The sequence below is a fragment of the Pseudomonas sp. PDM10 genome (assembly GCF_014852295.1).
Taxonomy (GTDB): Bacteria; Pseudomonadota; Gammaproteobacteria; order Pseudomonadales; family Pseudomonadaceae; genus Aquipseudomonas.
On the sequence record NZ_JACVBJ010000007.1, the window covers coordinates 65,655 to 90,703 of the forward strand.

Consider the following 25,049-nt stretch of genomic DNA (forward strand, 5'->3'; position numbering starts at 1 on the left):
AGGTGCACCTGAAGGAACACAGAACCATGTGGGAGCGGGCTTGCTCGCGAAAGCGGTGTGTCAGTCACAGCAGATGTCGACTGATACACCGCTTTCGCGAGCAAGCCCGCTCCCACATTTGATTCGGTTTTTTCAGGGGGATTTTTGTTGTGGGAGGAACCGCAGGAGCGCCGCGACGATCGCTTCCGGCGCATCTTCCTGGACCAGATGCCCGGCATTCGCAATCGCCTGAAACCGCGACCCGGGAATCATCTGATGCAATGCCTGCCCGCGTTCAATGGGAATCCACTGATCGTCTTCCCCCCACAGAATCTGCACCGGACAACGAATCGTCGGGTACAGCCCTTCGGCCTCACGGGTATAGCGCTCGTCCATCTGCGCGATCTGCCGATAGAACGCCGCTTGCCCCGGATCGCCGAGCCAAGGCTGCACGTAAGGCGCGAGTTGATGATCAGGCATCTCGCGCTTGATCGCCCCGCGAATATACGCCGGCACAATCGCCCGCTGAATGTAATCGGGCAGGCCCCTGAATGCCGCCTCATGCTGGCGCACATGCTGTACAAACGGCGAACCCCAGGGCGTCAGCGCCACGGGATCGATCAGCGTCAGGCTGCGGTAGTCCTTGCCGTTCAGCAGATGAGTACGCAGAGCGGTGGCGCCGCCGAAGTCGTGAGCGACGACGTCTGGTCGCGCCAGACCCCAGTGATCGAGCAAGTGAGCCAGCAGGTCGTTCTGTACACCCAGCGACACATCGCCCTCGATTTTCTCCGATAGCCCATAACCCAGCAGGTCAAAGTAATGCACCCGATGGGTGGTGATGAAGTGCGGTGCAATCCGGTGCCACACGTAAGAAGAGAAGGGCGTGCCATGCACGAACACCAGCGGCGGACCGTCGCCCCGTACGGCGTAACGAACGGAGCGCCCGTTGAAACGATAAGTCTGAGGCAGCGGCCAGTCAGTCATTGGGGGTGTCCTCTTGGCGTGGGGGAGCCAAAAAGCATAGGCATAAAAAAACAGCCATTGAAGGCTGTTTTTATATTCACTGACGAAACGCAGTTCACTGTGGGAGCGGCGGTGCGGCGATCCGACTTGCTCCCACAAGGTGATTTTTATCGGCGTTTAGATCGGCTTATTCGCCGTGATAGATGCAACCGCTGGTGCATGTCTCGTGAATGCGGATCGCGCTGAGTTCCGGCAGCAGAGGCTTCAATTCCTTCCAGATGAATTTGGCCAGCACTTCACTGGTCGGGTTTTCCAGACCGGGAATGTCGTTCAGGTAGTTATGGTCCAGGCGCTCATAGAGCGGCTTGAAGATCGCCTTGATTTCCGAGAAATCACGGATCCAGCCCGTGTGCGGATCGAGGTCGCCGCTCAGGTGGATCGCCACTTTGAACGAGTGACCATGCAGGCGGCCGCACTTGTGGCCTTCCGGTACGTGGGGCAGGCGGTGGGCGGATTCGAAGGTAAATTCTTTGAAGATTTCCACAGTGATTTCAGCTCTGTCAGGTGGCGATCGCCGCGGCGATGTGGGCAGGCGGCGAGTTTAACAGTTTGCGTTTGGCGTTGCGGGAAAACACTGACTAAAGGGTCAGCAAGCGCTCCCCGAGGCGACCGCTGGCAGCCAGTTCGAGGAACTCATCGCCCATGCGACGGCTTTCATCCATCGTCGTGCGCCAGTATTTCTGTCGGCTCGGGGCATCGCCCATGAAGTGTTTGAAGTCGTTGCGGTCCGGGAGTTTGCCGTAGGGCAGGCGCGCCAGGTAATCCTTTGACGGCGCCAGCAACAGGACATCCTGCAAGCGCGCAGGACACGCGCGGCGCCATGGCAGTGTCTTGTCGAACCAGCCGGGAATCACCCGGTCGGTGAAATGCGGATAGAGCACGATGTCGTTGCCGCTGTAGGGCAGGTCGAGGTGATAGTCCAGCAGACCGCCATCGCGAAACGTCCCGGCACCGGCACCCGGCAGATTACGCACGCCTTCCATCACCATCGGGATCGAGCCTGAGGCGAGCAAGGCCTGGCGCAGGTTGCCGGCATTCAGCGCAACGAAGCGCGAGGGGAAATCGTTGAGAGCATGGACCGGCGGGGCCAGGCGCGGATCGTGAATGATCAGCCGCTCGAAATGCCGCGACAGGCGCGCCCGGCCGCGCAGGTTGTCGGCGATCACCGATGACAGGCCCAGCCCCAGTCGGCCGCGATGATCGTCCGCCAGCAGGCCGTGGCTTTTGACCACCATGATGTTCAGTCGGTAATGAGCGTTGTCCAGAATCGAGGCATCGCGGCCGTCGAGCAGCTCATCGAGCATGCGCCGGGAGCTCTGGCTGATCTGCGCCATGGTCACGCCCTTGGCGAAGTTCTGCTCGGTGTAGAGGTGACCGAGGCGGCGGATACCTTCGGCGGCATCCGGCAGACACGCGCTGGCGAAGCGCCAGGAACCCACCGACGCACCGATCAACGAGCGCTCCCGCGGTGCCGTCGGCAGCCATTCGCCGAACAACGCCAGGTCCAGACCTTGAATCCCCAACGCCTTGGGCCCCCCAGCGGCACCCGGCAGTGTGCCGACATCGGCGGCGCTCAAACCGTTTTCACGGATGCGCGCCAAGGCACGAGGGCCGGCCTTGAGGGTCAGGGAGGGGAACTTGATGTGGAAAGCGGTCATACCGGTCTCGAATGCAGGCAAGCGGGGGATTATAGACATGCACGGTCATTGTGGGAGCGAGCCTGCTCGCGATGGCGGTGGTTCAGCCAGCATTAATACCGACTGATACACCGCCATCGCGAGCAGGCTCGCTCCCACAGGGTTTTGTGCAGGGCGGTGATGTCGTGTTGCCAGCTCAATGATGGCAATTCAGTTTCAATTAAGTTCGCCCCGTTAAGGTGCACTCCCTCGGCAACACATAAAAAAATACGGAGACACCCCATGAAAACCCTGACTGCCCTGTTCACCGCGTCCATCATCGGCATGACCGCCAGCATCGCCCACGCTCGCGACCTCGGTCCCGACGAAGCCCTGAGGCTGCGCGACGCTGGTACCATTGTGTCTTTCGAGAAGCTCAACGCCACCGCTCTGGCCAAACATCCCGGCGCCAAAATCACCGAAACCGAGCTGGAAGAAGAGTACGGCAAGTACATCTATCAGGTGGAAATGCGCGACCCTCAGGGCATTGAGTGGGACCTGGAGCTGGACGCCGTCAGCGGGCAGATTCTCAAGGATCATCAGGATACGTAATGAAGGTGTTTTCTTTTTCACAGCGGTGCACGAGAGGTCGAATGGCTCTGGCGCTTCTGGCTTTTTGCTCGGTGGCCATGGCTCGCGACCTGGATCAGGACGAAGCCCTGCGCCTGCGTCAACAGGGTGTGATCCTGCCGCTGGAGCAGCTGTTGCAGCAAGCGCTGGACCGTTACCCCGGGGCCAAATTGCTGGAAGCCGAGCTTGAAGAGAAACACGAGGTCTACGTTTATGAAGTCGAGTTGCTGACCCGTGAAGGTGTGGTCCGCGAACTGGACCTTGACGCCACCACCGGCCAGTTACTGAAAGACAAGGAAGATTGATCGATGCGTTTGCTTCTGGTGGAAGACCATGTGCCGCTGGCCGACGAACTGATGGCTGGCCTCAACCGGCAGGGTTACGCCGTGGACTGGCTGGCCGACGGTCGCGACGCGGTGTATCAGGGCAGCAGCGAGCCTTATGACCTGATCATCCTCGACCTCGGCCTGCCGGGTTTGCCTGGGCTCGACGTGCTGACGCAATGGCGGGCCGCTGGCCTGTCGACGCCCGTGCTGATCCTCACCGCCCGTGATTCCTGGGCCGAACGAATCGAAGGCCTCAAGGCCGGCGCCGACGATTACCTGACCAAGCCTTTCCACCCCGAAGAGCTGCACTTGCGCGTCCAGGCGCTGTTGCGCCGTTCCCACGGCCATGCCAACCAGCCAACGCTCAAGTCTGCCGGGCTGCACCTGGACGAAGGCCGCCAATGCGTGACCCGCGACGGCGCCGACATCCAGCTCACTGCCGCTGAATTCCGCCTGCTGCGTTATTTCATGCTGCACCCCGAGCAGATTCTGTCCAAAAGCCACCTCGCCGAACACCTCTACGACGGTGAAACCGAGCGCGATTCCAACGTGCTCGAAGTCCACGTCAACCACCTGCGGCGCAAACTCGGGCGTAGCGTCATCGAAACCCGTCGCGGCCAGGGTTACCTGTTCGGCGGGCAAGCCCAGTGAGGTCGATCCAGCGCCGCTTGAGCCTGGGGCTGATCAGCGTGATGGTGATCGTCGGCCTGGTGCTGGCGCAGACCAGCCTGTGGCTGTTCGAAATGGGTTTGCAGCGCTACCTCGAAGCCGGGCTGCGCGACGACAGTGAAAACCTGCTGGTGGCGCTGGTGCGTGGGCCGCAGGGGTTACAGCTGGATGAGCGACACCTGTCACCGGCCTATCAGCGACCGTTTTCCGGGCATTACTTCCGCATCGATTTCGCCGACAGCCATTGGCGCTCCCGTTCGCTATGGGATCAGGAACTGCCGCGCCTCGACCATGCCGGCCTGCACAGCAACCTGCAATTGGGGCCGGAAGGCCAGCAATTGCTGGTGCTGCGTTCAGACTATCGACGGCTCGGCCAATCGATCTCCATCAGCGTGGCCCAGGATTACACGCCGGTGCGCGAGAGTTTCCAGCGCATGCGTCAGGTCGGATTGGGCCTTGGGCTGACGGGGCTGCTGCTGATTCTGCTGCTGCAACGGATCACCGTGCGCCGCGCCTTGCGCCCGCTGGAAAAGGCCCGCGAGCAGATCGCCCAGTTGCAGCAAGGCCAGCGCTCGCAACTCGATGATCAGGTGCCGGTAGAGCTTGAACCGCTGGTGGCGCAGATCAACCATTTGCTGGCGCACACCGAAGACAGCCTCAAGCGTTCGCGCAATGCGTTGGGCAACCTCGGCCACGCCTTGAAAACCCCGCTGGCGGTGTTGTTGAGCCTGGCCTCAAGCGAGAAGCTCGATGCGCATCCGGAGCTGCGCAAAGTGATGCAGGCGCAACTGGAACAGGTTCAGCAGCGACTCAATCGCGAACTCAATCGCGCACGGTTATCCGGCGATGCGTTGCCGGGGGCGTTGTTTGATTGCGATGCTGAATTGCCTGGATTACTGGCGACGTTGAACATGATTCATGGCGAGCATCTGGACCTCAGCTATGTGGCGCCGAAGGGGTTGCAACTGCCTTGGGATCGTGAGGATTTGCTCGAACTGCTCGGTAACCTGCTGGACAACGCCTGCAAATGGGCGGATGCCGAGGTTCGGTTGAGCGTGGTCGAGACGGCCGAAGGGTTTGAGTTAAGCGTGCAAGACGATGGGCCGGGGATTCCCGAAAACCAGCGCGATCAGGTGTTCAGCCGGGGTACTCGGCTTGATGAACAAACGGATGGGCATGGGTTGGGATTGGGGATTGTGCGGGACATCGTCGATACGTGGGGCGGGGTGTTGCGGCTGGAGGAGAGTGAGTGGGGCGGGTTGAAAGTGGTGATTGAGTTGCCTAAGCGTTCAGGCTGAAAGCCACCCCCTCTCCCCACTGGGGTGAGGGGGAAAGGGAGCTGATCTCCATTGGCTTCTAATGCCGAGTTCGACTCTATTTTCTCGGTCGCAGAATATCTAAAAACCAACTCGGTCAGTCCCCTCTACCCTCTGGGGAGAGGGTTAGGGTGAGGGGTGGTTCTCAGACCCGAAACTGATCCATCAAACTCTGCTGCTGATTCGCCAGGCTATTGAGTGACTGACTCACCCGCGCCGATTCATTGGCTTGCCCCGACAGCGACTCCGTCACATCCCGAATCGTCGCCACGTTGTTGTTGATCTCCTCGGCCACGGCGCTTTGCTCTTCCGCGGCACTGGCGATCTGCAAGTTCATGTCGCTGATCACCGTCACCGCCTCACCAATCTGGCGCAACGCCGTCACCGCCTGACCCACTTGTTCGACACTGCCCTGAGCCTGGCGATGGCTATTGTTCATCGAGCCGACCACGTCCTGAGTGCCGCTCTGCAACTGCTCGATCACCAAGCGGGTTTCTTCGACAGACTCCTGGGTCCGGCGTGCCAGGTTGCGCACCTCATCGGCCACCACGGCAAAACCGCGCCCGGCTTCACCGGCACGAGCAGCCTCGATGGCGGCGTTCAGCGCCAGCAGATTTGTCTGCTCGGCGATGGCCCGGATCACTTCCAGCACCGAACCGATCTTCTCGCTGTTGGCTGCCAGGCCTTCGACTTGAACCATCGCCGCGCTCATGTCGGCGGCGAGGTTGTCGATGCTGGCGGTGGTGCGGTCGATCACGGTCAGACCGCGACGGGTGGCCTGATCCGCATCCCGCGCTGCCTGTGCCGCTTGCGCTGCACTGCGAGCGACGTCCTGGGCGGTGGCGCTCATTTCGTGGGACGCGGTAGCGACCTGATCCACCTGACGGTATTGCTGCTCCATGCCGGCGCTGGTCTGGGTGGCGATGGCGGACGACTGATCCGCCGTGCTGCGTGCGTCCTGCACCGAGCGTTTGACCTCGGCGATGATCGATTGCAACTTGTCGAGGAAGCGGTTGAACCAGCCAGCCAATTGGCCGAGTTCGTCCTTTTTGTCGTAGGCCAGACGGCGGGTCAGGTCGCCTTCGCCGCTGGCAATGTCTTCGAGCATGTGCGCCACACCCAGAATCGGTTTGGTCACGCTGCGGGCCATCAGCCACACCAGCAACAGGCCAATCAACGCGGCCAGTACACCCAGGCCGAGTTCGACCAGGGTGCCGGCGGTGTTGCTTTCATCGAGTTGCTTTTTCAACGCTTCGGCGGGGCCGACCAGGACTTTCTCCGGCACATCGAGCAACACGCCCCAGGACTTGCCACCGGGAATCGGCTGGAACGGCGACAGCACTTTGAGCTGTTGATTGTTGTGCAGGCTTTCGGTCTTGCTGCTGGCGGCGAGCATGCGGATCAGCTCGGCACCGTTGGTCTTGTCCACGGTGTCCAGGCGCTGGCTGAGCTTGCTGGCGTCCGGGCTGTAACCGGCCAGCAAACCGACCGGGCTGATGATGCTGACGTTGGTCTGGCCGTCATAGAGCTTCTTGCTCGCACCCTGGCTGACGGCTTGCAGACTGTTGAGGTTGATGTCCACTGACAGCGAAGCGATGACCTTGCCGTTGACCATCAGCGGGAAAACGATGCTGGTCATCAGCACGTTCTGGCCGTCGATCACGTAGAAGTAGGGTTCGATCACGCAGGGTTTGAGGGTCGTGCGCGGGCAGGTGAACCAGGCGTTGGCCGGTTCGCCGCTCGGGCCGGAGCTGGTGTCGGCCATGTCGCTTTCCGGTAGCGCCATCGACGTCACCTTGCCTGGTGTCGGCTGCGACCAATAGAGCGCGAAACGGCCCTTGTCGTTGCTACCCAGCTCGGCCTGGCCGGCGAACAGATCGTCCTTGCCGTCCAGCGCGTTGGCTTCGAACACCAGCGAGAGGCCGAGCAGTTCCGGGTTGGCTTGCAGGGCTGACTTGACCTGACGGGTCAGGTCTTCACGCAGGTCAAAGGCATCGAGAAAGCGCTTCTCGGCCTGCTCGCGCAGGAACAGCACCTGACGCGAAAAGCCATGGCCATATTGATAGGCATCCATGAACTGCTGGCGAATCCCCAGCGCCTGGTTTTCACCCTGGGATTCGATCCGGGCCTGGGCCGCTTCGGTGAGCATCTCCATGCTGGAGGCTTTCACCATCTCGGAGCTGTGCTCCATGCGATACAGCGAAAGACCCACCAGCAGGGTCACGATGCCGGCCAGGCACAGCCCGGCCAGCAGGGTGATTTTCCATTGAATGGAAAGTTGTCTGAGCGACATGGAGACGTCCTTATTCGATAAATATCTGAGACTTTGCACTGTAGCGGCCGCGATTCGGCTTTCTTTATGGCAGTTCCTGAATGATGAAACTCCGTTGGTCGGCTGCCTTTGTGGCGAGGGGATTCATCCCCGTTGGGTCGCGAAGCGGCCCCCCGCAATTCCGTCAGTCATACCGAATTGTCAGGTTTGCGACTGCTTCGCAGCCGAACGGGGATAAATCCCCTCGCCACAGGGTTCATCACAACCGTTTATATCCCCCAGGCCCATGCGCTTTGACACCGGGCCGACTCTGCGGCACAGTGCGTGCCCTCTAATAAAACCCTCTCATTCAATCCGCTGGCGGCTCTTTGCAGACTGCCGGCCGGACTCTTTCCGTTTGCCTTGAGGTAACGATGATTAATGCTGTAATTGCCGCGGTCGGCGTCATGCTGATCCTCAGCCTGTCCCGCGTGCACGTCGTAATCGCGCTGATCGTGGGCGCTCTGGTGGGTGGTTTGACCGGTGGCCTGGGCATCGACGCGACACTCAAAGCCTTCAACAGTGGCCTCGGTGGCGGTGCGACGGTCGCGTTGTCCTACGCATTGCTCGGTGCTTTCGCAGTGGCCATTGCCAAGTCCGGCCTGGCACACGCCCTGGCAGACAAAGCCTTGCTGATGGTCGACCGCCAGCACGCCAGCGGTGGCGGTCAGGTCAAATGGCTGTTGATCGGTTTGCTGTGGGTGGTGGCCATCGCTTCGCAGAACATTCTGCCGATACATATCGCCTTTATTCCGCTGTTGGTACCGCCACTGTTATATGTGCTGACCAAGCTGCAACTGGATCGCCGGTTGATTGCCTGCGTCATGACCTTCGGCCTGATTACGCCGTACATGTTCTTGCCCGTGGGCTTCGGCAACATCTTCCTTAATGAAATCCTGCTGGCCAACGTCGCCCGTAGCGGGGTGGACATCAGCGGCATCAACGTCACCCATGCCATGGGGATTCCGGCCTTGGGCATGGTCGTCGGGCTCGCGGCAGCGTTTGTCAGCTATCGCAAGAAGCGCGTCTACGATCTGGAAAAGATCGAGCAAGTCGAACAGGTCGCGGTGCAGTACAACCCGCTGAGCCTGATGGTCGCCGGTCTGGCCATCGCGGTGGCGTTCATTATTCAGCTGTTGCTGGACTCGATGATCATCGGTGCGCTGGCAGGCTTTCTGATTTTTTCGGTGTCGGGGATCGTGAAGTGGCGTGAAACCGACGACCTGTTCACCGAAGGCATGAAGATGATGGCGATGATCGGTTTCATCATGATTGCCGCCTCCGGTTTTGCCGAGGTGATGAAAGCCACCGGTGAGGTGCAGACACTGGTCGAAGTCTCGGCTTCGTGGATCGGCCACAGCAAAGGCATTGGCGCGTTGCTGATGTTGTTGGTCGGACTGTTGGTGACCATGGGCATCGGTTCGTCGTTTTCCACTGTACCGATCCTGGCAGCGATTTTTGTGCCGTTGTGCGTACAACTGGGCTTCAGTCCGATCGCGATCGTGTGCATTGTCGGCACTGCCGGTGCGCTGGGCGATGCCGGTTCGCCGGCGTCGGACTCGACCCTCGGCCCGACCTCGGGCCTGAACATCGACGGCCAGCATCACCACATCTGGGACACCGTGGTCCCGACCTTCCTGCACTACAACCTCCCGTTGTTGGCGTTCGGCTGGGTGGCGGCGATGGTCCTGTAAACACATTCCCCCCTGTGGGATCAGGCTTGTGTGGCGAGGGGATTTATCCCCGTTCGGCTGCGAAGCAGTCGTAAACCATTTTATGCGGTGTACCTAACACACCGCAGTTTTCCATTTCGGGGCCGCTTCGCAGCCCAAGGGGATAAATCCCCTCACCACACAATCCTGATCCCACAATGACCGCATTCAACTTTTGATGCTGCGTGCCGTTAAAGCCTATAACCACGCCAATAAAATCAAAAGAGTGAACCGTCATGCGCATGAGCCTGAAGGCTAAAGTCCTGTCCCTTGCCGTCCTCCCGGTGTTGCTCTTTGCGCTGGTCATCAGCCTGACCACGTTGTTCATTCTGCAGGAGCAGGCCCGCAAGGAAGTCGAGGAAACTCGCCAGCGCCTGCTCAGCGATGCCAAGGCAACGCTGCAAAGCTACGTCGCCGTGGCCATGACCACGATCAAACCACTCTACGACGCAGCTGCCCCCGGTGACGACGCGGCGCGGGCCCAGGTGGTCAAGTTGCTGTCGAGCATCACCTACGGCAAGGACGGCTACTTCTTCGGCTACGACTCCAATACCGTGCGCCTATTCAAGGCCAACAGCCCTGAAGGCGTGGGCCAGAGCTTCAAGGACAACCGCGATCCGAACGGCGTCTACGTCAACCGCGACCTGGTGAAAGTCGCCAAGGACGGCACCCACTACCTGCAATACAGCTCGCCGCTGCCCGGCAACAGCCAAGTGCTGGTGCCGAAACTGGGCTACACCGAATACCTGCCCAAGTGGGACATGGCGGTCGGCACCTCGGTCAACCTCGACGGCATCGAAGCGCAAGTGGCGCTGGTCGAAATCAAGGTCCAGGAGCGCATGCAAGGCGTGGTGCTAAGCATCGTCGGGATTGCCGCCGTGGTGCTGTTGGTGATTGCCGCCGCCGGGATGCTGCTGGCCAACACCATCCTGCGTCCGCTGAACCTGATGAAAGCCAACCTCGATGACATCGCGGCGGGCGAGGGCGACCTGACGCGTCGCCTGACCATCACCAGCCAGGACGAACTCGGCGAGCTGGCCGGCTCGTTCAACCGCTTCGTCGACAAGATCCACGGCCTGGTGCGTCAGATCACCGAAATGACCTCGCAACTGACCGGGCTGGTGAATCAGGTCTCCGATCAGGCGCAGCGCTCGGATCAGGCCATGGAGCGTCAGCGTCACGAGACCGATCAGGTCGCCACGGCGATCAACCAAATGTCCGCCGCCGCTCAGGAAGTGGCGAAAAGTGCGCAAAACGCCGCAGTGGCTGCACAGCAGACCGACGAAGAAGGCCAGGCCGCCAAGCGTGTGGTGGCCGGTAGCATCGTGAAGATTCATGCGTTGGTGGACGATATTCGCAGCAGCGGCGTGTCTCTGGACAGCCTGCAAAAAGACGTGTCGTCGATTGTCAGCGTGCTTGGGGTGATCCGTTCGATTGCCGAGCAGACCAACCTGCTGGCGCTCAACGCCGCCATCGAAGCCGCCCGTGCCGGTGAGGCCGGTCGTGGTTTTGCGGTGGTGGCCGACGAGGTTCGAGCGCTGGCCAGTCGCACGCAAATCAGCACCCAGGAAATCCAGGGCATGATCGATCGCTTGCAGGCCGGCACTCAGTCGGCGGTGGAAGCGATGCGCCGTTCCAGCGAGGCCGGCGACGGCACGTCGGCTCAGGCCAACGAAGCGGGTGCATCGCTGGACACCATGGCCCAACTGATCGGCACCATCAACTCGATGAACGCGCAGATCGCCAGCGCTGCCGAAGAGCAAACCGCCGTGGCCGAAGAGATCAACCGCAGCGTGCATCAGATCGCTGTGGCCGTAGACAGCGTCGCCGACGAAACCCAACTCGGCGCCCAGACCTCCCGCAGCCTGGCCGACCTCGGTCAGCGCCTGGGTAAACTGGTGGGCCAGTTCCGTATCTGACATCCCGAAGAACCTGTGGGAGCGAGCCTGCTCGCGATAGCGTCGGCACATCCAGCATCAATGTGACTGTTTAACCGCTATCGCGAGCAGGCTCGCTCCCACAAGGATTGCGGTGCTGGCAGATATTACGGTCTGTCCCAGTAGGGCACCGCGCCGAAGCATTCCACGAAAAAATCAATCACCGTCCTGACCTTCACCGACAACCGTCGGCTCCCAGGCCACAGCACCGCAATCTGCTGCGGCTCAAGGCTGTTGGACACCTGATACGCCCCCAGCACCGGTACCAGCGTGCCGTTGCGCACCGCTTCACCAATCAGCCACGACGGAAACATCACCAGCCCCAAGCCTTGTTCGGCGGCTTGGGTCAGGGTGTCGGCGTGGTTACCGGTGATCGACAGCTGCTACAAGCTCCTACACTGGTGGTACGGGTCGCATTTGCCAGACCCGGACGACCACAACCAATGGAGTCAGACACATGATCAGCAGTGACAGTAAATGCGACTGCCCCAAATGCTCCTGCAAACTGGGCGAACATCCGATCGCGCGCCACGGCAAGCACTATTGCTGTGAAGCCTGCGCCAAGCACCACGAACATGGTGAAGAATGTGCCAGCAAGGGCTGCAAGTGCGCCCAACGCTGACCACTCATCCAAAAAAAGGTGGAGCCTGATCGGGCTCCACTTTCATTTCAATTCGCCGGCCGCCACTTGACGTTTTCCACGCCGAATTTCTCCGCCATCGGCTTGCTGGTTTTTTGCACCTTCTCTCGGCCGAAGCGGGGGATTCTTCCGACCCCCGCGTCGCAACTTGCCCAATGCCAGGCTTCCGCGTTATCCATCTTGTCCAGGCGGATGATGAAAGACCTGGGCGCGCCATGAAGGGTGTATTCAATGACGAAAAGTTTTGCGTTGTTCATAAAGCCCATATTCCTCCCTGTGGTATTACAAGGATCGTTGGGGTTACGGAAAATTCAGTCGAATTGTCAGATGGAGGCCGCCCGTAGCGACAAGCCCCGTGGCTCGTTACCATGCAATCTCTGAAATCCCCAATGATTGCTGCCCATGGCCCTTGCCGCCCCTCCAGACCTGAGTGACACCGATGTGCCCGTGCAACCGCTGGCGCGCACCTATCCGCGCGGCCTGTACATCGAGCCGCATGAACATGTCTGGGGGCAGTTGCTGTATGCGATGAGCGGGGTGATGTGGGTCGAGACGCCCCATGAAGCGCTGGTGGTGCCGCCGCAACGAGCGGTGTGGCTGCCGCCGGGTGTGCCCCACGGGATTCGCGTGGTGTCGGATTTACAGATGCGCAACATCTACTTGCGGCCCTCATTGGCGGCGACGCTGGACGACACGGTCCAGGTGATCGAAGTCGGCGGACTGCTGCGTGAGCTGATCGTCGGGCTGGTGGAGCAGGGCGACGATGGCGCGCCCGAGTATTACGAAGCGCTGGTCGGCCTGGCGCTGCTGGAGCTTAGGCGAGCCCGGCGCTCGCTGCTGAAAATCCCCTTGCCGGATGATTCCGACCGACGGCTGATGAACCTGTGCCAGGCGGTCATGGCCGCGCCATCGCTGGACATTGCCTTCGAACAACACGCCGAAAACGCCGGTGCCAGCGTGCGTACCCTGGCGCGGTTGTTCAAGGACGGTCTAGGCATGGGCTTCGCCGAGTGGCGGCGCCAGGTGCAATTGGCGACCGCGGTGGCAGCGTTGATCCAGGGCGTGCCGGTCAGTGCGATTGCCCGGGAGCTGGGTTACTCACCGAGCAGCTTCAGCGACATGTTTCGGCGGGAACTGGGTGTCGCGCCTTCGCAGTTTTCGGCAATCCAGCGTCAGGATTGAAAGCGCTTTGGCCGATATTCAGAAGCACTTGGCCGGTGCTCGTCGCTACCGATCTTTAGACTCCGGGCATACCTTAATCAGCCACGGAGTCTGCCATGAGCTACCTCATCTCATTGGTCATCGGTCTGGGCGTCGGTTTGCTCTACGGCGCTCTGGATTTTCGTTCCCCCGCACCGCCGGCCATCGCGCTGGTAGGGCTGCTCGGCATGTTGGCCGGTGAGAAGTTGTGGCCAATGGGCCGGCAGTTGGTGGCTGGCTGGATCGCCTGAACCGTTTATTTCATTCGAGGGAAACACTCATGAAAGCACTGCAATTCGACAAGACCGGTGACCTCTCGGCCCTGCGCTACGTTGAGGTTCCCACCCCCGTCCCCGGCAACAATGAAGTGCTGGTCCAGATCAAGGCGGCCGGCCTCAACCCCAGCGATGTGAAGAACGTGCTGGGGCGCTTTCCCTACACCACACTGCCGCGGATTCCCGGTCGTGATTTCGCCGGTGTAGTCGTTGAAGGCCCGCAGGCGCTGATCGGTCAGGAAGTCTGGGGCACCGGTCGTGAACTGGGCTTTTTCGCCGATGGCTCGCACGCACAATTCGTCAAACTGCCGGCCAATGGTGTAGCGAAAAAGCCGACCCATCTGAGCTTTGCCCAGGCTGCCAGCCTCGGCGTGCCGTACACCACGGCGTGGGATGCGTTGGAGCGCAGTGGGGTGACGGCCGAAAGCCGCTTGCTGGTGATCGGTGGCGGGGCGGTTGGCACTGCGGCGCTGGCGCTGGGCAAGGTGCGTGGCGCTCAAGTACTGGCCGCGGCGCGGCGGCCGGAACAGATCAAGGATTTGCAGGCCCAGGGGTATCAGACGCTGCAACTGGATAAACCCGAGGATCTCGGCGCTCAGGTGAATGCCGTGTATGCCGGCGGCGCTGATGTGATTTTCGACACCTCCGGTTTCTGGCTCCCGGCCTCGGTCCCGGCGCTGGCCGCGTTCGGTCGCATCGCGATCATCGCCGCACCGGTGGACGGCATGGTGCAATTGCCGGCCCTGGCGCTGTATCGCAAGGGCGGTTCGGTGGTGGGGATCAACTCGTTGCTGTACGGCGTCCAGGCGTGTGCGGCGATGCTTGATCAGTTCGGCACGTTCTTCGATCAGGGCTTGTTGCCGTTGCCCGAGGGTTTGTTTGAATCGCCGTTGGCAGAAGGGCTGGAGCGGTATGCCGAGGTGAGCCAAGGTGCCGGCGACAAAGTGATTTTGTTGCCGTAACCCTAATCAAATGTGGGAGCGGCGGTGCGGCGATCCGACTTGCTCGCGAAGGCGGCGGCACAGTCAATATTGATGTGCCTGACACACCGCTTTCGCGAGCAAGTCGGATCGCCGCACCGCCGCTCCCACAGGGGGGGGGTATTGTCAGATCAAGCCTCGGGAACACCGTTCTCCCACGCCGACCAGTTCTTCAAAATCTCCTGCACCAGCGGATTTCCCGTCCGGTACAGGTTCTCCAGCGCCGGCACAAACCCACCTTGATCCGCATACTTGAGCAGGTTTTCCACCTCACTCTGACCCGGCGCCGGCCGATCAAAATCGGAACCCGCACGCACCACCGCCAAACGCTGCACATCCACCAACCCTTCACGGCTGGCCCGCAGCAGCGCCTCATAGGTGGAGTTGTCTTCCTGCTGCGTCGTGCAGTACTCACCGTTGTTATCGGTCAGCAGCCGGGCCCAGACCTCGGCCCGCTCACTCAATCGCGTCCCGGAAAACCAGGTATTGCCCGCCAGCGTGTCGCACTGCGTCACCACCGGCGGCTGATTGGCCGGGGCCGACGGATACTTCATGCGCCACGCGGCCGATTCCTTGCTCTCACTCAATTGGACTTTGTGGCTGAGAGCAAAGGCCTTGGCCTGCAACTTCGGGTTGAGTTCGAAGACTTCGGTCTTGTAATCCAGCGGCGGTTTCTCGTTCGGGCCTTTGGTATTGATGCCGATATAACCGGTCGGCCAGTCTGACGGCGCGTCCCGGGAATCCAGCTCCCATTGGGTGCCGAACTCCACCAGATAATGCGCCCACGCCGTGGTGCCGATGGTCCCGTGTTTTGGGCTGATGCCGGCAATCCCGGCGACCAGGAAGTAACTTTTGCGCAGATCGAATTTCGACGACAGCGCCAGGGCCAGCGTCGACGCCGCGGCGTTGGTCTGGCCCATGCCGGTGACCATCAGGCATACCTGTTGACTGTTGCAGCGAACGGTCGGGTACTCGGCGGACAGCCCCGGCACCCGCACTTGCTGCTTGAGTTCCAACCGATCAATCCAGTTTTGCGCCTCGGGAGCGAACATGGTGATCAGCATCACCTTCGGCTGGATCGGCGCTTCAGTCGCCCAGGCCGTTGCGGAGAGCAGGGCGGCACAGGCCAGGGAAAGACGCGTCATTGCATGCATAAAACCTCCTGATTCAAACAAGTCTTAAAACTGATAACCGATGCCGGCGTAGTAACCCCAACCGTCGGAACGGGCTCGGAAGTTACCGTCGCCGAAATTCAATTCGCTGCCATCCTCCCAGTTGCCGCCGTTGTGGAAATAACGGCCGACCAGGGTGAAACGCAAGTGGGTGAACGAGTACAGCAAGACGTTGGTGGCCACCGTAGCGTTGGCGGTGCGAGCCGGGTTGTCCTTGTGCAGGTCCGAGCCGAAGTCGAAGTTGGTGAACCCGATGTAGGTCAGTGACGCGCCGTTGCTGAAGCTGCTGATCGGCACGATGTATTTGAGTTGGGCGCGATAGCCGTCCCACGAATATTCGTTGCTGGCACCGTAGTTTTCCCACTGGTAGCGCCCATAGAAGTTGGCCGACAGGTTGACCCGCGAATGGGTGTCGATGTCGGTGCCCAAACCGCTATAGAGCGTATTGGCGCGGTTGGCGCTGTTACTGCCGTGGTCGTAGATCCAGTCAAAGGCCACGTACCATTCCTTGAACGGCCCGATGGCCAGGCTGCGGCCGGCGAGGTAATCGATGGAGATCCGCGGTTCGTGCTCCATGAACACCGGCGAGCCGTGGTCCCACACGCCTTTGTCATGGCTGTTGCCGATGTCGAAGATCTTCGGAATGTCGATGTAGCCGTACAACTCGAACGGCCCCTTGCGCCCGAAGTACTCATATTCCAGGTAGATATCGTCGGCCGGTTGCGGGCCGAAACTGATGTCTTTGCTGCCGATGACGGTCAGGTCCTGATTGAACCAGTCCGAGAGGTACACACCTTTTTTCGGTGGGCTGGCTTCGGGGCTGAGGCTTTCGCCTTGGGCGGATTCTTCGGCGGGAGCGGGCTGCGCCAAAACGGTGCTGCTGAGTAGTCCTGTAACGCTGGCCAGCAGCAAGGAAACAGCAAAAGTGCGCGAGCAAGTCACGCGGCTGGACGTGCGGTGCATTAAAAGTCCCTTTTCGTGCGGATCGAAAGCCCGGTTCTTCGGGCTTGCGCGGTTGTGTAGCGAAAACGCTTGTATCAGCGCGTCGCAAACGTTTGCACAAGCCATACCAGTTTTGTTCAAGGCACGGAAAAGGTTAGGGAATTGCTGGTTTAACTGTCCTTTCGGTCAGAAGAGCGTTGCCACGCGGGATCGAGGGAACGATCAGCTCCTACGAAATAGGGTTGATGTAAACTCCTCGGCACTGACTTCACGAGATGTGCCCCCCATGAGCGAACCGATTCGTCTGACCCAATACAGCCACGGTGCCGGATGTGGCTGCAAGATTTCTCCCCAGGTGCTGGAAGTGATTCTGGCCGGCAGCGGGGCGCAGAACCTTGACCCGAAACTCTGGGTCGGCAACGCCTCGCGCGATGACGCGGCGGTGTACGCCATTGATGAAGAACGCGGCGTGGTCTCGACCACCGACTTCTTTATGCCGATCGTCGACGACCCGTTCGACTTCGGCCGCATCGCCGCCACCAACGCCATTAGCGACATCTACGCCATGGGCGGCGATCCGTTGATGGCGATTGCGATCCTCGGCTGGCCGGTCAACGTACTGGCGCCGGAGATTGCCCGGGAAGTGATTCGCGGCGGCCGTTCGGTCTGCGATGAAGCGGGGATCCCGCTGGCTGGTGGGCATTCCATCGACGCGCCGGAGCCGATCTTCGGCCTCGCTGTGACCGGTCTGGTGGAAAAGCGCCATATGAAGCGCAACGACACCGCCACCGCCGGTTGCCTGCTTTACCTCACCAAACCGCTGGGTATCGGCATCCTCACCACCGCCGAGAAGAAGGGCAAATTGCGCCATGCCGACATTGGCCTGGCCCGCGACTGGATGTGCACCCTGAACAAACCCGGCAGCCGCTTCGGCAAACTCGAAGGCGTCACCGCGATGACCGATGTCACCGGTTTTGGTCTGCTGGGGCATTTGGTGGAAATGGCCGACGGCAGCAACGTGACCGCTCGCATCGAGTACGACCGCGTACCGCGTCTGCCAGGTGTCGAGTATTACCTCGACCAAGGCTGTGTGCCCGGCGGGACGCTGCGCAACTTCGACAGCTACGCCAGCAAGCTTGGGCGTCTTCAGGAAATGCACAAACGCGTGCTCTGCGATCCGCAGACCAGCGGTGGCCTGCTGGTTGCGGTCACCCCCGAAGGCAACGAACACTTCCTCAAAGTGGCCGCCGAGCTGGGCCTTACCCTTGAGCCGATCGGTGAACTGATCGAGCGACAGACGAACGCGGTTGAGGTGTTTTGATGTCCATCGAATTCACCGATTACCGCGACATTTTCCTCAACGACCGACCGATGATGGATGCCCGTGCGCCGGTCGAATTTCTCAAAGGCTCATTCCCCGGCGTGATTAACCTGCCGCTGATGAATGACCATGAGCGGCAACGGGTCGGCACTTGTTACAAGCAACACGGTCAGCAAGCGGCCATTACGCTGGGGCACCAGTTGGTGTCTGGTGAGATAAAAGCCGAGCGCGTCCAGGCCTGGGCCGATTTTGCCCGGGCTCATCCTGATGGGTATTTGTATTGTTTTCGCGGCGGTTTGCGTTCGCAGATCGTCCAGCAATGGCTCAAGGACGAGGCGGGCATCGACTATCCGCGAGTGGGTGGTGGCTACAAGGCGATGCGCACCTTCTTGCTCGACACGCTCGATCAGGCGGTTGCCCAGTGTGACTTCGTGTTGCTGGGCGGCATGACCGGCACCGGCAAAACCGAAGTGCTCACGCAGTTGCGCAACGGCCTGGACCTTGAAGGTCACGCCCATCATCGCGGCTCCAGTTTCGGTAAACGCGCGACCGGCCAACCCTCCAACATCGATTTTGAGAACCGCCTGGCAGTGGACGTGCTGAAGAAGCGCGCCGACGGCATCGAGCAGTTTGTGCTGGAAGACGAGAGCCGCGCGATCGGCAGTTGTGCGCTGCCGTTGCCGCTGTTTCAGGGTATGCAGCAGTTTCCGATGGTCTGGCTGGAAGACAGCCTGGAAGGGCGGGTCGAACGGATCCTGCGCGATTACGTGGTGGACTTGTGTGCCGAGTTCATCAGCGTGCATGGCGATGAAGGTTTCGCGCTGTTTTCCGAGCGTTTGCTGGAGAGCCTGAACAATGTGCAGAAACGTCTGGGCGGTGAGCGCCATCGGCGGCTGTTGATGTTGATGGAAGACGCGCTGGCGGAGCAGGCGAGCAGCGGGGCAGTGGACTTGCACCGGGGCTGGATCGAAGGGTTGCTTCGTGAGTATTACGACCCGATGTATGCGTTTCAGCGGGAGAAGAAAGGGGGGCGCATTGAATTCGCTGGAGAGCGGGCTGCCGTCCTTGAGTATCTGCGAGAGCGGGTCAGTCAACGAAGTTGATGGTGTTTTTTCCGGCCCCTTCGCGAGCAAGCCCGCTCCCACATTTTGACCGAGTTTATTCAGACAACTTGGCATAATGTGGGAGCGAGCCTGCTCGCGATGAGGCCCTGACAGGCGCCAAATCTCTAAAAGCTTATGTCGGACAGGTCTCCTGCCCATTATTCAGACCTTGCTTGTAGGCGTGGCTCACCAGGCTGGCCTTGCCGTTGTGCCAGGTCAGGGTGAGCACGTACAGCGAGTCGTAGTCGTTGGATTCCCAGTCGTCGATGATGTTCTGTTTCTTGCCGATGGCTTCCCCTGCGACCTTGTTGATCAGCTCCGGCAGGTAACCGTGGGACCAGGCGGTGTAGATGACCGAGTTGTGATATTTGTCGAGGAGCAATTCATCGGCCAGATCACTGGTGTCGTTGGCCGAGAAGTTGATGTTCACCGGCAAACCAAGCTTGATCGCGCTGGGGCTGATGGTCATCAGGGGGCGGATGTAACTGTAGGAATTGTCCAGTTCGCCTTCTTCGACATTGCGCGTCGGGTTGGCGGCAAATACATAGTTGGCCTTGCCGAATTTTTCCGGCAGCAAGGTGGCCAGGTCGATGGCACGGTTCAGGCCCTGGCAGTTGAGCTGGCCGAGGCCGCCTTCGGGTTTTTCCGCGTGGCGCATGAACACCAGCGTCTGGGTGCCGTCCATCGGTTGGGCGCGGCTTTCGCTGGATTCAAGGAACAGGAACAGCGCGCAGACCGCCAACAGGGAGGGCAGGACCACATACGCGCGATACTTGAAGCGTTTGGCGAATTTCAAAAGGTTCATCATTTGAATAGGTGATCTTCAGCGCATTCGGTTAAGGCTGACAAACCTTTACACCGCGAGCTCCCTGCGTCGGGTGTTTTCCATGTCGTTGGGCCGGCCCGTTTCCGAAAGGGCGATGCTCAGAGTCCTCTGAGGCCCATTTGGTTCGATCCGAGCAAGTGCGCAGCACTGTAGCGGCAACCTGAGATGGGTGGAGCAGAGGTTATCGACAGGATGTTGCCGATTTATGGACACAGTACACGTGTTGGCGCCATTCACAGGCTGCAATCTTCTGATCATGCTCATCAGCAATATTGATAACGCCAAAAGATCGCAGCCGTCGGCAACCCTACATTATGATCAGCGTCTACTTTTTCCGTGTGGATGCTTCCCATGACCGATCTGTCCGCGTTCCCGATTACCCGAAAATGGCCGGCTCAATACCCCGAGTGGATCCAGCTTTACTCCTTGCCGACCCCCAACGGCGTCAAGGTGTCGATCATGCTCGAAGAGATCGGACTGCCCTACGAACCGCATCGTGTGGGCTTCGAAACCAATGACCAGATGTCCCCCGAATTTCTTTCACTGAACCCCAACAACAAGATCCCGGCCATCCTCGACCCCCACGGTCCGGGGGACCAACCCCTGGCGCTGTTCGAGTCCGGGGCGATTCTGATTTACCTGGCCGACAAGAGCGGGCAATTGCTGGCCCAGGAATCGGCGGCGCGATACGAGACCCTTCAGTGGCTGATGTTTCAGATGGGCGGTATCGGGCCGATGTTTGGCCAGCTCGGCTTTTTCAACAAATTTGCCGGCAAAGACTATGAGGACAAGCGTCCCCGCGACCGCTACGTCGATGAAAGCAAGCGCCTGCTTAATGTGCTCAATAACCGCCTGGAAGGGCGCGACTGGATCATGGGCGAGCGCTACACCATCGCGGACATCGCGACCTTCCCCTGGGTGCGCAACCTGATCGGCTTCTATGAGGCCGGCGAGCTGGTGGGCATAAAGGACTTCACCAACGTCACGCGGGTGCTGGAGCGCTTTCTGGCGCGGCCGGCGGTGATGCGCGGGCTGGAAATTCCCAAGCAAAACGCTTCGATTTGATCAAGAAACCAAGGAAGGCCATGCACTCATTCGATTTCAAGCAAGTAGATGTCTTCAGCCGTGTTGCGCTCAAGGGCAATCCGTTGGCGGTGGTGTTCGGCGCCGATGAGCTCAGTGATGAGCGCATGGCGGCGTTCGCCAGCTGGACCAACCTCAGCGAAACCACATTCATACTCGAACCGCGCGATCCTCGCGCCGATTATCGCGTGCGGATCTTCACCACCCTGAACGAATTGCCGTTCGCCGGTCATCCGACACTGGGCACCTGCCATGCGTGGCTGGAGGCCGGTGGCGTGCCCAAGGGCGAAGAGATTATTCAGGAGTGCGGTGTGGGGCTGGTGCGGGTTCGTCGACAAGGGGCAGAGCTGGCCTTTCTCGCACCGCCATTGCTCAGGACCGGGCCGGTGGAGGCGGATGTGGTTGAACGGGTGCGGCGGGGGCTCGGGCTGGAATCGGGGGCGATTGTGCGCACTCAGTGGGTCGACAACGGTGCCGGATGGCTGGCCGTGATGGTCGAGGATCGCCAGCAGGTGCTGGACCTGCAACCGGATCATTCGCAAATGCTTGGCCTGGCCGTCGGTGTCATCGCGCCATGGCATCCCGAGCGCGAGGGTGATGACGCACAGTTCGAGGTGCGGGCGTTCATCTCCGGCGACGGCATGCCGGAAGACCCCGCCACCGGAAGCCTGAACGCCGGAATTGCCCAATGGTTGCTCAGCGAAGGACTGGCGCCGGCGTCCTATGTGGTCAGCCAGGGCCTGACCATGGGCCGCGCCGGACGCATTCAGGTCGAGCAGGTGGGCGACGAGATCTGGATCGGCGGTTCTGTGGTGACCTGCATCAGCGGAACCTTGACGCTCTAGCAGAACTTGCCACAAAACCCTGTAGCAGCTGCGTTGTGGCGAGGGGATTTATCCCCGTTCGGCTGCGAAGCAGTCTTGAATTCAGACAACGCGGTGCATCAGATAGATCGTGCGTTCAGGTTTTACGACCGCTTCGCGGCCGAACGGGGATAAATCCCCTCGCCACAACGCAGCTGCTACAGGGGCTTGTATCGCGGTGACTATTGCCGAACCGGTAAGGGCTTATTCCGCGATCGAGGTTTGTGCCCCGCGCCTTGCAAGGCATAAGCTTCGCCCCCTACGACTTTCGTCTCGTCCTTCGTTTTTCAGGAAATCCACATGTCCAGTCAGTTCCCCGAAGCACGTCCACGCCGTCTGCGCCGCAATGCGAGCCTGCGCAGCCTGTTCCAGGAAACCGAGTTCAGCTTGAACGATCTGGTGTTGCCGATTTTCGTCGAGGAAGAGATCGACGACTTCGTACCGATCAAAAGCATGCCCGGCGTGATGCGTATTCCAGAGTCGAAACTGGCGGGTGAAATCGAGCGTTATGCCCGCGCGGGGATCAAGTCGGTGATGACGTTCGGCGTGTCGCACCATTTGGACGGCAACGGCAGCGACACCTGGAGCGACAACGGTCTGGTGTCGCGCATGTCGCGCATCGCCAAGGATGCGGTGCCGGACATGATCGTGATGTCCGACACCTGCTTCTGTGAGTACACCGACCATGGTCATTGCGGCGTGCTGCACAACCATGAGGTCGACAACGACCAGACCCTGATCAATCTCGGCAAACAAGCGGTGGCCGCGGCCCGTGCCGGCGCCGACGTGATCGCCCCGTCGGCCGCCATGGACGGGCAGGTCCAGGCCATTCGCCGGGCGCTCGATGAAGCGGGTTTCAACCAGACCGCGATCATGGCCTATTCGACCAAGTTTGCCTCGGCGCTCTACGGTCCGTTCCGTGAAGCCGGCGGCAGCGCACTCAAGGGCGACCGCAAAAGTTATCAGATGAACCCGATGAACCGCCGCGAAGCCGTGCGCGAATCACTGATGGACGAGCAGGAAGGCGCTGACGCACTGATGGTCAAACCGGCCGGCGCGTACCTGGACATCATCCGCGACATCCGTGAAGCCTCGCGTTTGCCGCTGTCGGCGTATCAGGTGAGCGGCGAGTACGCGATGATCAAATTCGCCGCCCAGGCCGGGGCGATCGATGAGGATCGCGTGGTGCGTGAGAGCCTTGGCGCGATCAAGCGGGCCGGGGCGGATCTGATCTTCACTTACTTCGCGATGGACCTGGCGCTGGCCGGGATCTGATGCCTTGACGTGATCGTTCCCACGCTCTGCGTGGGAATGCCTCAATGGACGCTCCGCGTCCGCTTCTGGGACGCAGAGCGTCCCGGGCTGCATTCCCACGCAGAGCGTGGGAACGATCATTAGCGGGCGCCGAAAAACGGCCTGATCCCGTGATCCCGGAAGTACCGCTCGATCACCTTGGGATCGGCAGAGTTGTCGGCAATCGCCACATACGTATCCGGCCGCAACAGGTAAAACCCGTTACGCCCCAGGCCAGCCGCTTCAAACGCCGGCCGCCAGTCAAACACATGCAACGGCAAATGATGTTCGTGGCACCAGGCGATCATTTCATCGCTGGTGTCGCCATACACATGCACCTGCCAGGTCAAACACTTCAGCGATTCGAAATTGTCCCCCTCACCGTCGTGAGCCCAGGGCAGGCGGTCGCCGCCGTGAACATGACCGGCCACACCCGTACTCAACGGCATCCCGCGATAATTCAGGGTGATCTGCGACACCGTGCGAAACAGGAACTCGCGGGACGCCTCAAACGATGCCATTTTCGGAATCACGAACGGCGCCAGACGCGTGCGCAGCACATCGGCGATGCGCCCTTCGGCCGTGACGAAAGTGAACACTCTGTCCGTGGTGGCGACCAGTTTGCGGGCAAACGCGATGCGCTCGGTTTCGTACGTGTCGAGGAGTTTGGCCTCAGCGCCGCCGCTCAACACCGCCGCGAATTTCCAGGCGAGGTTGATGGCGTCGCCAATGCCGGTGTTCATGCCCTGGCCACCGGCAGGGCTGTGGACGTGGGCGGCGTCACCCAATAGAAACGCGCGCCCGGTACTAAAATGATCCGCCACCCGATGATGCACCCGGTAGGTCGAGAACCAGTTCAGTTGCTCGATCTTTACTTTCATATGCTCGATGGCCCGGCTGCTGACGTCTTCAAATTGCAGGGTTTCGGCTTGCTCGGCGCGCTCGTCGCGTACGGTCCCGATCAGACGGGCGCGGCCTTCACCGCCCAAGGGAAACACCGCGAGAAAATCCGCTTCATCAAGATCCACATGCAGTTCGCCGTTGAACGTCGGCCCGCTGGCTTGCACGTCGGCGACGTAGAAAATCTGCTGGTAGGTGCCACCGGGAAATCCGGTGTCCAGGGTCTTGCGCACGATCGACCGGGCACCGTCGCAACCCGCCAGATAGCAGGCCTGGCAGGTTTCCTCCTGACCATCGGCCAAGCGCAAATAGGCGGTGATGCCGTCACCGGTTTCCATGAAACTCTCAAGTTCTGTGTTGCGCTCCACCTTGATGCCAAAGGCTTCGAGGCGGTCTATCAGCAGCCGTTCGTGTTCGTCTTGAGGAAAGATTTCGAGGAACGCATAGGGCGTCAGACCTTCGCCAATGCGGCTCAGCGGCATGCGCGCCACGGGTTCGCCCTTGACCCAGAAATTGGCGGCGGCCACTCGATGACCGTTCTGCACCACCGCATGGCTGAGGTCGAGCTGGCGATACAGCTCCAGCGTCCGCGCCTGGACGGCCAGCGCCCGCGAGGTGGTTCCGGGTGCCGACGTCTTGTCGATGATGCGCACTTGCACGCCAAGCTTGCTCAGCCACAGCGCCAACACCAGTCCGGTCGGGCCGGCGCCGATGATCAGAACGTCGCTACGGTTCATGAGACTGTCCTCCTCGGTGTGTGGCTCAAGTATGGTTCAGCCGCGACGGACGGGCAGGTTGTCTGCCAAACGGAAAAACGTCTCCGCCGATCAGTTAAGCCAAAACGCGGAACAGGACGCGGCAGCCACAGTCATAGCCTGCGCCATGCCATTGATCGTATGGTTACCCCGGCTCAACGGATTTGATGGAGCAAC

25 protein-coding genes and 2 pseudogenes are annotated in these 25,049 nt (G+C 60.5%); 15 read left to right on the forward strand and 12 right to left on the reverse strand.

Translation table 11 applies throughout. The annotated features are described in order from the left end of the window. Positions 1 to 132: 132 nt before the first annotated feature. From IB252_RS23430 to IB252_RS23440, 3 genes are all read right to left on the reverse strand, one after another. Entirely contained in the window at positions 133 to 963 is an 831-nt protein-coding gene (locus tag IB252_RS23430) for an alpha/beta fold hydrolase (protein ID WP_192410422.1), read from the reverse strand. A gap of 166 nt (positions 964 to 1,129) precedes the next feature. After that, positions 1,130 to 1,486, reverse strand: a complete 357-nt coding sequence (queD, locus tag IB252_RS23435) for a 6-carboxytetrahydropterin synthase QueD (RefSeq protein WP_008152165.1) — start codon at positions 1,484 to 1,486, stop codon at positions 1,130 to 1,132. Positions 1,487 to 1,580: 94 nt separating this feature from the next. Next, entirely contained in the window at positions 1,581 to 2,660 is a 1,080-nt protein-coding gene (locus tag IB252_RS23440; RefSeq protein ID WP_192410751.1) for a patatin-like phospholipase family protein, read from the reverse strand. A gap of 261 nt (positions 2,661 to 2,921) precedes the next feature. On the opposite strand from IB252_RS23440, the gene IB252_RS23445 reads away from it, so the two are divergent. The 4 genes from IB252_RS23445 to IB252_RS23460 are packed head-to-tail and all read left to right on the forward strand — an operon-like array spanning position 2,922 to position 5,541. Continuing rightward, positions 2,922 to 3,230 carry a PepSY domain-containing protein gene (locus tag IB252_RS23445; protein ID WP_008152162.1) on the forward strand — a complete coding sequence of 103 codons (309 nt, stop codon included), beginning with the start codon at positions 2,922 to 2,924 and terminating at the stop codon, positions 3,228 to 3,230. Continuing rightward, complete coding sequence (locus IB252_RS23450) at positions 3,230 to 3,553, forward strand: PepSY domain-containing protein (RefSeq protein ID WP_192410423.1); 324 nt, start codon at positions 3,230 to 3,232, stop codon at positions 3,551 to 3,553. The genes IB252_RS23445 and IB252_RS23450 overlap by 1 nt, the downstream gene beginning before the upstream one ends. 3 nt (positions 3,554 to 3,556) lie before the next feature. Then, positions 3,557 to 4,225, forward strand: a complete 669-nt coding sequence (locus IB252_RS23455) for a response regulator transcription factor (protein ID WP_111452443.1) — start codon at positions 3,557 to 3,559, stop codon at positions 4,223 to 4,225. Continuing rightward, positions 4,222 to 5,541 (forward strand): sensor histidine kinase, encoded by a 1,320-nt coding sequence (locus IB252_RS23460; protein WP_192410424.1) that lies wholly within the window; start codon positions 4,222 to 4,224, stop codon positions 5,539 to 5,541. Before IB252_RS23455 ends, IB252_RS23460 begins: the two co-directional genes overlap by 4 nt. A gap of 163 nt (positions 5,542 to 5,704) precedes the next feature. Here the strand turns inward: IB252_RS23460 and IB252_RS30660 are convergent, their stop codons facing one another. Both IB252_RS30660 and IB252_RS30665 read right to left on the reverse strand, forming a co-directional pair. After that, a complete protein-coding gene (locus tag IB252_RS30660) occupies positions 5,705 to 6,460 on the reverse strand; it encodes a methyl-accepting chemotaxis protein (protein WP_403145802.1) in 756 nt (251 codons plus the stop codon). A 102-nt stretch (positions 6,461 to 6,562) separates the two neighbouring features. After that, positions 6,563 to 7,852 (reverse strand): annotated as a pseudogene (locus tag IB252_RS30665) (HAMP domain-containing protein); the annotation flags it as partial. 395 nt (positions 7,853 to 8,247) lie between these two features. Here IB252_RS30665 and IB252_RS23470 point away from each other — a divergent pair. Further along, entirely contained in the window at positions 8,248 to 9,564 is a 1,317-nt protein-coding gene (locus IB252_RS23470) for a Na+/H+ antiporter family protein (protein WP_192410752.1), read from the forward strand. Between the two features lie 43 nt (positions 9,565 to 9,607). On the opposite strand, the gene IB252_RS23475 is transcribed toward IB252_RS23470, so the two are convergent. Next, positions 9,608 to 9,820 carry a hypothetical protein gene (locus IB252_RS23475; RefSeq protein ID WP_192410426.1) on the reverse strand — a complete coding sequence of 71 codons (213 nt, stop codon included), beginning with the start codon at positions 9,818 to 9,820 and terminating at the stop codon, positions 9,608 to 9,610. Between IB252_RS23475 and IB252_RS23480 the strand changes: the two genes are divergently transcribed. After that, positions 9,819 to 11,501: a methyl-accepting chemotaxis protein gene (locus IB252_RS23480; protein WP_192410427.1), complete on the forward strand. Its 1,683-nt coding sequence runs from the start codon at positions 9,819 to 9,821 to the stop codon at positions 11,499 to 11,501. The two genes, IB252_RS23475 and IB252_RS23480, sit on opposite strands and share 2 nt — an antisense overlap. 125 nt (positions 11,502 to 11,626) lie before the next feature. Here IB252_RS23480 and IB252_RS23485 read toward each other — a convergent pair. After that, a pseudogene (locus IB252_RS23485) lies at positions 11,627 to 11,893 on the reverse strand (LysR substrate-binding domain-containing protein); the annotation flags it as partial. 83 nt (positions 11,894 to 11,976) lie between these two features. On the opposite strand from IB252_RS23485, the gene IB252_RS23490 reads away from it, so the two are divergent. Next, on the forward strand, positions 11,977 to 12,141 hold the full coding sequence (locus IB252_RS23490; protein WP_192410428.1) for a metallothionein: 165 nt from the start codon (positions 11,977 to 11,979) through the stop codon (positions 12,139 to 12,141). Between the two features lie 47 nt (positions 12,142 to 12,188). Here the strand turns inward: IB252_RS23490 and IB252_RS23495 are convergent, their stop codons facing one another. Further along, on the reverse strand, positions 12,189 to 12,416 hold the full coding sequence (locus tag IB252_RS23495) for a DUF6555 family protein (RefSeq protein WP_192410429.1): 228 nt from the start codon (positions 12,414 to 12,416) through the stop codon (positions 12,189 to 12,191). Positions 12,417 to 12,561: 145 nt separating this feature from the next. On the opposite strand from IB252_RS23495, the gene IB252_RS23500 reads away from it, so the two are divergent. The 3 genes from IB252_RS23500 to IB252_RS23510 all read left to right on the forward strand — a co-directional run bounded on the left by IB252_RS23500 (position 12,562) and on the right by IB252_RS23510 (position 14,596). After that, positions 12,562 to 13,341: an AraC family transcriptional regulator gene (locus IB252_RS23500; RefSeq protein ID WP_111452435.1), complete on the forward strand. Its 780-nt coding sequence runs from the start codon at positions 12,562 to 12,564 to the stop codon at positions 13,339 to 13,341. A 95-nt stretch (positions 13,342 to 13,436) separates the two neighbouring features. After that, positions 13,437 to 13,610, forward strand: coding sequence for a DUF1427 family protein (locus IB252_RS23505; protein WP_111452434.1), 174 nt, complete (start codon positions 13,437 to 13,439; stop codon positions 13,608 to 13,610). 29 nt (positions 13,611 to 13,639) lie between these two features. After that, the gene (locus IB252_RS23510; protein WP_192410430.1) at positions 13,640 to 14,596 is read left to right on the forward strand and encodes a quinone oxidoreductase family protein; all 957 of its coding nucleotides are present in this window, start codon (positions 13,640 to 13,642) and stop codon (positions 14,594 to 14,596) included. Positions 14,597 to 14,745: 149 nt separating this feature from the next. On the opposite strand, the gene IB252_RS23515 is transcribed toward IB252_RS23510, so the two are convergent. Further along, complete coding sequence (locus tag IB252_RS23515; RefSeq protein ID WP_192410431.1) at positions 14,746 to 15,768, reverse strand: purine-nucleoside phosphorylase; 1,023 nt, start codon at positions 15,766 to 15,768, stop codon at positions 14,746 to 14,748. A gap of 24 nt (positions 15,769 to 15,792) precedes the next feature. After that, complete coding sequence (locus IB252_RS23520; RefSeq protein ID WP_192410432.1) at positions 15,793 to 16,749, reverse strand: nucleoside-specific channel-forming protein Tsx; 957 nt, start codon at positions 16,747 to 16,749, stop codon at positions 15,793 to 15,795. Between the two features lie 265 nt (positions 16,750 to 17,014). On the opposite strand from IB252_RS23520, the gene selD reads away from it, so the two are divergent. Beyond that, on the forward strand, positions 17,015 to 18,049 hold the full coding sequence (selD, locus tag IB252_RS23525; protein WP_192410433.1) for a selenide, water dikinase SelD: 1,035 nt from the start codon (positions 17,015 to 17,017) through the stop codon (positions 18,047 to 18,049). After that, positions 18,049 to 19,152, forward strand: coding sequence for a tRNA 2-selenouridine(34) synthase MnmH (mnmH, locus tag IB252_RS23530; RefSeq protein ID WP_192410434.1), 1,104 nt, complete (start codon positions 18,049 to 18,051; stop codon positions 19,150 to 19,152). The genes selD and mnmH overlap by 1 nt, the downstream gene beginning before the upstream one ends. Before the next feature lie 133 nt (positions 19,153 to 19,285). Here mnmH and IB252_RS23535 read toward each other — a convergent pair whose 3' ends face one another. After that, a complete protein-coding gene (locus IB252_RS23535; RefSeq protein ID WP_192410435.1) occupies positions 19,286 to 19,960 on the reverse strand; it encodes a histidine phosphatase family protein in 675 nt (224 codons plus the stop codon). Between the two features lie 369 nt (positions 19,961 to 20,329). On the opposite strand from IB252_RS23535, the gene IB252_RS23540 reads away from it, so the two are divergent. The 3 genes from IB252_RS23540 (at position 20,330) to hemB (ending at position 23,199) form a co-directional block, all read left to right on the forward strand. After that, positions 20,330 to 21,043, forward strand: a complete 714-nt coding sequence (locus IB252_RS23540; RefSeq protein ID WP_111452427.1) for a glutathione binding-like protein — start codon at positions 20,330 to 20,332, stop codon at positions 21,041 to 21,043. Between the two features lie 20 nt (positions 21,044 to 21,063). Next, positions 21,064 to 21,906: a PhzF family phenazine biosynthesis protein gene (locus IB252_RS23545; RefSeq protein ID WP_134099395.1), complete on the forward strand. Its 843-nt coding sequence runs from the start codon at positions 21,064 to 21,066 to the stop codon at positions 21,904 to 21,906. A gap of 318 nt (positions 21,907 to 22,224) precedes the next feature. Further along, complete coding sequence (gene hemB, locus IB252_RS23550; protein ID WP_046047616.1) at positions 22,225 to 23,199, forward strand: porphobilinogen synthase; 975 nt, start codon at positions 22,225 to 22,227, stop codon at positions 23,197 to 23,199. A 119-nt stretch (positions 23,200 to 23,318) separates the two neighbouring features. On the opposite strand, the gene IB252_RS23555 is transcribed toward hemB, so the two are convergent. Further along, a complete protein-coding gene (locus IB252_RS23555; protein WP_192410436.1) occupies positions 23,319 to 24,854 on the reverse strand; it encodes an FAD-dependent oxidoreductase in 1,536 nt (511 codons plus the stop codon). Between the last annotated feature and the right edge of the window lie 195 nt (positions 24,855 to 25,049).

Coding starts and splice junctions, on each gene's coding strand:
- IB252_RS23555 (WP_192410436.1), bottom strand. CDS start 24,854: ATGAACCGTAGCGACGTTCTGATCATCGGCGCCGGCCCGACCGGACTG.
- IB252_RS23540 (WP_111452427.1), top strand. CDS start 20,330: ATGACCGATCTGTCCGCGTTCCCGATTACCCGAAAATGGCCGGCTCAA.
- hemB (WP_046047616.1), top strand. CDS start 22,225: ATGTCCAGTCAGTTCCCCGAAGCACGTCCACGCCGTCTGCGCCGCAAT.
- IB252_RS23500 (WP_111452435.1), top strand. CDS start 12,562: ATGGCCCTTGCCGCCCCTCCAGACCTGAGTGACACCGATGTGCCCGTG.
- IB252_RS23450 (WP_192410423.1), top strand. CDS start 3,230: ATGAAGGTGTTTTCTTTTTCACAGCGGTGCACGAGAGGTCGAATGGCT.
- IB252_RS23480 (WP_192410427.1), top strand. CDS start 9,819: ATGCGCATGAGCCTGAAGGCTAAAGTCCTGTCCCTTGCCGTCCTCCCG.
- IB252_RS30660 (WP_403145802.1), bottom strand. CDS start 6,460: ATGGAGCAGCAATACCGTCAGGTGGATCAGGTCGCTACCGCGTCCCAC.
- IB252_RS23505 (WP_111452434.1), top strand. CDS start 13,437: ATGAGCTACCTCATCTCATTGGTCATCGGTCTGGGCGTCGGTTTGCTC.
- IB252_RS23495 (WP_192410429.1), bottom strand. CDS start 12,416: ATGAACAACGCAAAACTTTTCGTCATTGAATACACCCTTCATGGCGCG.
- selD (WP_192410433.1), top strand. CDS start 17,015: ATGAGCGAACCGATTCGTCTGACCCAATACAGCCACGGTGCCGGATGT.
- IB252_RS23490 (WP_192410428.1), top strand. CDS start 11,977: ATGATCAGCAGTGACAGTAAATGCGACTGCCCCAAATGCTCCTGCAAA.
- IB252_RS23430 (WP_192410422.1), bottom strand. CDS start 963: ATGACTGACTGGCCGCTGCCTCAGACTTATCGTTTCAACGGGCGCTCC.
- IB252_RS23535 (WP_192410435.1), bottom strand. CDS start 19,960: ATGATGAACCTTTTGAAATTCGCCAAACGCTTCAAGTATCGCGCGTAT.
- IB252_RS23545 (WP_134099395.1), top strand. CDS start 21,064: ATGCACTCATTCGATTTCAAGCAAGTAGATGTCTTCAGCCGTGTTGCG.
- IB252_RS23510 (WP_192410430.1), top strand. CDS start 13,640: ATGAAAGCACTGCAATTCGACAAGACCGGTGACCTCTCGGCCCTGCGC.
- IB252_RS23515 (WP_192410431.1), bottom strand. CDS start 15,768: ATGCATGCAATGACGCGTCTTTCCCTGGCCTGTGCCGCCCTGCTCTCC.
- IB252_RS23520 (WP_192410432.1), bottom strand. CDS start 16,749: ATGCACCGCACGTCCAGCCGCGTGACTTGCTCGCGCACTTTTGCTGTT.
- IB252_RS23445 (WP_008152162.1), top strand. CDS start 2,922: ATGAAAACCCTGACTGCCCTGTTCACCGCGTCCATCATCGGCATGACC.
- IB252_RS23455 (WP_111452443.1), top strand. CDS start 3,557: ATGCGTTTGCTTCTGGTGGAAGACCATGTGCCGCTGGCCGACGAACTG.
- mnmH (WP_192410434.1), top strand. CDS start 18,049: ATGTCCATCGAATTCACCGATTACCGCGACATTTTCCTCAACGACCGA.
- IB252_RS23440 (WP_192410751.1), bottom strand. CDS start 2,660: ATGACCGCTTTCCACATCAAGTTCCCCTCCCTGACCCTCAAGGCCGGC.
- IB252_RS23475 (WP_192410426.1), bottom strand. CDS start 9,820: ATGACGGTTCACTCTTTTGATTTTATTGGCGTGGTTATAGGCTTTAAC.